Origin of the sequence: Siphonobacter sp. (assembly GCF_048595215.1) — a bacterium.
Taxonomy (GTDB): domain Bacteria; phylum Bacteroidota; class Bacteroidia; order Cytophagales; family Spirosomataceae; genus Siphonobacter.
The window spans coordinates 1-5,094 of sequence record NZ_JBMDWJ010000233.1 but is presented as its reverse complement, the minus strand read 5'-3'; the positions used below and the strand labels follow the sequence as shown (position 1 = coordinate 5,094).

The following is a 5,094-nucleotide window of genomic DNA, read 5'->3' as shown; positions in this document are numbered from 1 at the left end:
TGAAAGACCAAGGGCGATCATAGGGCGGGTGTTCACCCCTTCCCATCCCGAACAGGGCCGTTAAGCCCCGCTCCGCCGATGATACTGGGTTCACCCCCGGGAAAGTAGGTAATCGCCTCCCCTTTATCAAAGAAGCTCCCCGCAAAGGAGCTTCTTTTTTTTGCGTTGTGCCCTGCTGCTGGGTAGACTAGAGCTGGTAAAGGAAAGCATAGCCTAGCCCTAAAAAGCCCTCTGACCACTCAGAAGGCTTTTTTAGGTTATCGGCCAATGATTAAACCATATCTGAATCGAAATTGATGGTAGTGATTGGCGTAATGACCTTTAACCCAAAAGAGAATCGTCTTTTTCCATGAGCGGCCTAGCCAGGAGACATTATTGGCTATTTCATGACTAGTGGCCGTTTGATTAACTTGTCTAATGGCTTCGTAGGCTTGCTGCAGGGCTTTAATGTAAGGAGCATAGAGATGCTTAATCGCACTATCCGGTAGCATATACGATGGATTACAAAGTCTTAAAATGTTACTCTTGCTATAACTAAAGGAGTGGAAATGATAGAACACCACTTCAAAGCTTTCGTCGGTCAATAGATCTTTCCCCTGCAGTTGCGACGCTGATTTCATAAAGGCATACTGTTGTACATTCCAGGGAGCTACGCCTCCGCCTAAGTGCTGGAGTTCGTGCACACCCGAAAACCGCTCCAGCCAATCGTCCAGGTACTTCTGGTCACCAAACTTTCCGTCTTCAAACCGATTATAACACCAGTCCATACAGGCCTTCTTCCACCAGGCTAGTGCCTCTAAACCCCGGACATCTTGTTTAAACGTGACGAACTGCACACAGTATTTACCGCTCGTTTGAGTCTGATCATAAGCGGGCGTGTACCGATGGGGCGTGATAAGCACCGAGGCTTCTCCCATTTCTTTAATTAGGACCTCTGGATTGCTGAAAAAGAGTAAGTCGGCATCTATATACGTATAATGGGGAAGCTGGTACGTTTAAATGGTGTACCAGAGGGTCGCTGGCGTACAGATCCAGCAATATTCTCCCGCCGTTCGGGATACTTTTAGCTGAAGCAGTTCCTCATCTTCCCATTCATCTAAACGAATAATAGTAGCCTGCGAAAGATGGAGCCGCTCTAGTACCTCATAGCTATGGGTATCGAACGCATAGATGTATAGGTGAAAATGAGGGCAGTGTTTTTTGAGCGATTCATACATCGCGACGCCACGCGTCAGATACGTGGCATTGAAAAGCGTACAGAAGTAAAGCAATGTTATTGTTTGGTTAGGTAGAATCCTTTATCATATCCAATGGGTTGCTCATCAATCCGCATTACTGCTTCGCCGGGTACGTAGGAAGTGAAATCGGCTACAGCCGTGTAGGCTTTTTGAAAGTGAGTTAAGAAAGTAGGTTCGTGGAAAAACCAAGCCGGATAAGAAGCAGGGTAGATCTCAGGGGGTACGCGTTGTAAAGTCAAACGGTCCTGACTTTCCTTAATAAACGCAGTACGATCCAAAAGAATACATTCAAAGCCCCAACCAATGAGTTCATCTAAAAAGGTATGCGGTTGGGGGAGATACTGTACGACGCTCGAGAGAACGATAAAATCAGTGGGGTATGTTTCCTGACAGGCCTTGATCGAAGGGAAAAAGTGCAGTACATCATCCGCAAAGTATTCGTTTCCACACGTTACGTAATGAGGCTGCTCAACAACGTTCCAGCTTTGGCAAACCTGCGGCGTTAGGAATTCTTTGATTTGATAATACGTACTTCCTAAAGAGCCGCCAAAGTCAAGCACGTGCAAGGGTCGTTGCTTTTGATGGGCACTGTGTAGTAAAAAGGACAAGAGGGGAAATGGATACAACTTTTCATTAAAAAGAACAGAATCCCGCTCATAGGCTGCTGTTCCATTTTTGACCTGTAACAAGGCCTACTTCGTTTTCTCCAGAATAAGAGCCGCGTCGTATCCCGTAGTTTGTTGAAGTACCTGATCCCAGGAGTCATAACGGCCAAACCACCCGGCAGCCGGCGTGGTGGCTTTCTTTTTGAACAAGCCTTGCAGCATAGAATAGTTAAAGTAGGGGGCGTATAGGCACTAAAGATAAAAGCTAAGAAAATACGATAATAGCAATTAGATAATTTTAATTAGGAATGAAACGTAACGAAGAAGACTGGAGATAGTTACTTAAGATTGAGCGATAGAAGTCCTTAAAAAAGCGAAGAGTACCTTTCCCAATGCGAAAGGTACTCTTCAGGAGTAGGTTCGAAAAAAGACTTACAGAATATACCGGGTTGACAGAAAATTGGATTCATTGTCTCGGAGAATTTCGTTGACAATGCCCTTATTTTCTGCGGTTTCTTTAGTGGCAACAATGGTCCGGATGGAAAACGAACGTAGGGCATCATTGACCGAGAGCGTACCTTCGGCGGAGTCTTTGCGACCCGTGAAGGGGAACATGTCCGGTCCCCGCTGGCACTGGGCGTTAATGTTCACCCGGGAAACCTGATTGACGAGTTGATCAACCAGATGGGCAATTTCCAGGGGATCCGTACCGAAGATGCTCACCTGTTGCCCGTGCTGCGAATCAATCAAGTACTGGATCGGTTCTTCCTCACTTTTAAAGGTAGCTACGGGAATTAGCGGCCCAAACTGCTCTTCCCGGTAGACTTTCATGCCTTCCGTAACGGGGTACACAATGGCCGGGTAGACAATCGATTTGTAATTTTCGCCACCGTGGGGATTCACAACCCGGGCTCCTTTGAGTTTCGCATCTTCGATACACTCAATCAGATACGCCGGCTTATTGGGTTCGGGTAGGGGCGTCAGGTTTACGCCTTTTTCCCAGGGCATGCCCAGTTTAAGTTGACTAACGGCCTGGCTAAGTTTACTCAGGAATTCTTCAGCCCGACTTTCGTGTACCCAAAGCATTTTGAGAGCGGTACACCGTTGACCATTAAAAGACAAGGCTCCCAATACGCATTCTTTAACGGCTAAATCGAGATCGGCATTTTCCAGAATGATTCCCGCGTTTTTAGCATCCAAACCCAGAATGGCCCGCAAGCGATTCGTCTTGGGGTGCATCTTTTTCAAGTCCGAAGCTACCCGGCTAGAACCAATCAGTCCCAGAACATCAATTTTACCGGATTGCATCAGGGTAGGAATTACCGTATTCCCCCGACCGTATACGGTATTGACGACACCCGCGGGGAAGCTCTCTTTAAAGGCTTCCAGTAAAGGGTAGTGTAGTAAAGTGCCGTGCTTGGGAGGCTTGAACAAAACGACGTTGCCCATGAGAATAGCTGGAATCAACATCGTGTAGGTCTCATTGAGTGGGTAATTGAAAGGCCCCATACAAAGCACTACGCCCAGTGGCGAGCGACGCACCTGACCAATGATTCCCTCTTCAATAATGAATTTTGAATTCTCCCGATCAATTCGTTTCAATTCATCCATTGTATCATGAATGTATTGAACGGTACGATCAAATTCTTTTTCGGAATCAGCCAGTGATTTACCGATTTCCCACATGAGTAATTTCACCACCTCCGCTTTCTTCTGCACCATTTTCTTGGTGAACGTTTCCATACAGGCTAACCGGTCCGCGACCGACATGGTAGGCCACTCACCCCGACCATTGTCATAGGCTTTTACCGCCGCGTAGAGTACTTCCATCGCATCGGGAGCATCTACCACGGGATAACTGCCAATCCGTACCTGTTGAGCACCGTCAGCCGTACGGGTATAAATCGGTGAATACACGGCTTGCGTGTTGCCGTTCCAGGCTTTCATGGCACCGCCTACCAGGTATTCCCGTTGTTCCAGGGGTTCGGTAAGGGCGTATTCCGGAGGGATTTGGTCGGAAAGGGGAAATAAGGACTCGAGTTGTAGAGAACTCATGAAAGGGATAGTTGAAGTGAGCTACGAAGAAACGCTTTATTGTGACCGTTTCCAGAAGATAGACGTAAACTTAGAGGGGTTTACCTCATTAATCACAACGCCAGCAAAACAGCCGGGTTACAAACGAAAGTTCGGCTCACTTAAACTATTTATACAATTTCCTGAAGAAGCGTACGGAAAACGACGTACTGACTGCCGTATCGGCGGTCCACTTCAGCGGCAAGACGGGAGGAGTGTTCAGTAATGTACGTATTATAATCCTCTTGATCAGCGAAGAAAAATTGAAAAGAGTAGGTAACGCCGCCGTTGTCAATTTCAGTAAGCAGCTTGAAAATGCGGTTACCAATGGGCAGATTCGTGGCTAGCACCGCTGGAACATGGGTGTTTTTCATCCATTGGATCCATTCATCGTGAGCGGCATGTTCGATATTATACGTGATGTTATAGAGAAACATAGAATTAAAATAAAGCGGTCTGCTGCGAATAAAAAATGATGTAAGCGTAGAATCAATACGGCGAAAGAACGGGCTGGGAAAACCGGATCCCAAACTGATTCGATACATCAGGCAAAAACATAATGCCATTTGCGAACGTATCAGGAAAAGCTTACAAAGTCAAAGAAATCGGCGGATTCTTTCGGGAGAACCCTGGTCTGTTTTTTGTAAGAGAACTCCGCTATGAAGGAAAAAATTACCATTTGTTGGCTACGCCGGGATTTGCGTCTACAAGACCAGGCCGCCTTGTATTATGCCCTACGGAGTGGCCATCCGGTAGTGGTACTCTTTATTTTTGACCGGGAAATTCTAGACGATCTGGAAGACCGCCGCGATCGCCGGGTTGAGTTTATTCACCAGACCATTACTCAGTTGCAGGAAACTTTGCAGCAACAGGGTTCAGATCTACTGGTCTATTATGACCGACCCCTGCCGGTTTGGAAGCAGCTACTCAAGCACTATAGCATCGCTCAGGTACACATCAATCACGATTATGAGCAGTACGCGATGGATCGTGATGCAGCCGTTCGGGCCTTACTGGAAAGTCAAGATATCCCGCTCTACAGCTACAAAGACCAGTGTATTTTTGATCGCGATGAAGTACTCAGTAAAGCGGGCAAACCCTACAGCGTTTTTACTCCTTACAGTAAGGCCTGGAAAGCTAAGGTGAATGATTTTTATCTGCGTTCGTATCCCACCGAG

The 5,094-nt window shown here is 46.8% G+C and carries 7 protein-coding genes and 1 rRNA gene; 2 read left to right on the top strand and 6 right to left on the bottom strand.

What is annotated here, in order from left to right; translation table 11 throughout:
* Positions 1-9 precede the first annotated feature (9 nt).
* A 5S ribosomal RNA gene (gene rrf, locus ACOJTG_RS14600) occupies positions 10-121 on the top strand.
* A 136-nt stretch (positions 122-257) separates the two neighbouring features.
* Here the strand turns inward: rrf and ACOJTG_RS14595 are convergent.
* The 6 genes from ACOJTG_RS14595 to ACOJTG_RS14570 form a co-directional block, all read right to left on the bottom strand.
* On the bottom strand, positions 258-917 hold the full coding sequence (locus ACOJTG_RS14595) for a hypothetical protein (RefSeq protein ID WP_420154501.1): 660 nt from the start codon (positions 915-917) through the stop codon (positions 258-260).
* A gap of 78 nt (positions 918-995) precedes the next feature.
* Entirely contained in the window at positions 996-1,271 is a 276-nt protein-coding gene (locus ACOJTG_RS14590; RefSeq protein WP_420154500.1) for a hypothetical protein, read from the bottom strand.
* Positions 1,272-1,273: 2 nt separating this feature from the next.
* Positions 1,274-1,927, bottom strand: coding sequence for a methyltransferase, TIGR04325 family (locus tag ACOJTG_RS14585; RefSeq protein ID WP_420154499.1), 654 nt, complete (start codon positions 1,925-1,927; stop codon positions 1,274-1,276).
* Between the two features lie 3 nt (positions 1,928-1,930).
* Positions 1,931-2,065 carry a hypothetical protein gene (locus ACOJTG_RS14580; protein WP_420154498.1) on the bottom strand — a complete coding sequence of 45 codons (135 nt, stop codon included), beginning with the start codon at positions 2,063-2,065 and terminating at the stop codon, positions 1,931-1,933.
* Positions 2,066-2,275: 210 nt separating this feature from the next.
* Complete coding sequence (locus ACOJTG_RS14575) at positions 2,276-3,898, bottom strand: NADP-dependent glyceraldehyde-3-phosphate dehydrogenase (protein ID WP_420154497.1); 1,623 nt, start codon at positions 3,896-3,898, stop codon at positions 2,276-2,278.
* Between the two features lie 149 nt (positions 3,899-4,047).
* Positions 4,048-4,353 (bottom strand): DUF4286 family protein, encoded by a 306-nt coding sequence (locus tag ACOJTG_RS14570; RefSeq protein WP_420154496.1) that lies wholly within the window; start codon positions 4,351-4,353, stop codon positions 4,048-4,050.
* Positions 4,354-4,575: 222 nt separating this feature from the next.
* Here ACOJTG_RS14570 and ACOJTG_RS14565 point away from each other — a divergent pair.
* A partial coding sequence (locus ACOJTG_RS14565; RefSeq protein WP_420154495.1) for a deoxyribodipyrimidine photo-lyase occupies positions 4,576-5,094 on the top strand: 519 nt, incomplete at its 3' end.

Bases quoted from the DNA above. Each gene is read 5' to 3' on its own strand.
- ACOJTG_RS14580 (WP_420154498.1), bottom strand. From the start codon at position 2,065: ATGCTGCAAGGCTTGTTCAAAAAGAAAGCCACCACGCCGGCTGCCGGG.
- ACOJTG_RS14575 (WP_420154497.1), bottom strand. From the start codon at position 3,898: ATGAGTTCTCTACAACTCGAGTCCTTATTTCCCCTTTCCGACCAAATC.
- ACOJTG_RS14570 (WP_420154496.1), bottom strand. From the start codon at position 4,353: ATGTTTCTCTATAACATCACGTATAATATCGAACATGCCGCTCACGAT.
- ACOJTG_RS14595 (WP_420154501.1), bottom strand. From the start codon at position 917: ATGGGAGAAGCCTCGGTGCTTATCACGCCCCATCGGTACACGCCCGCT.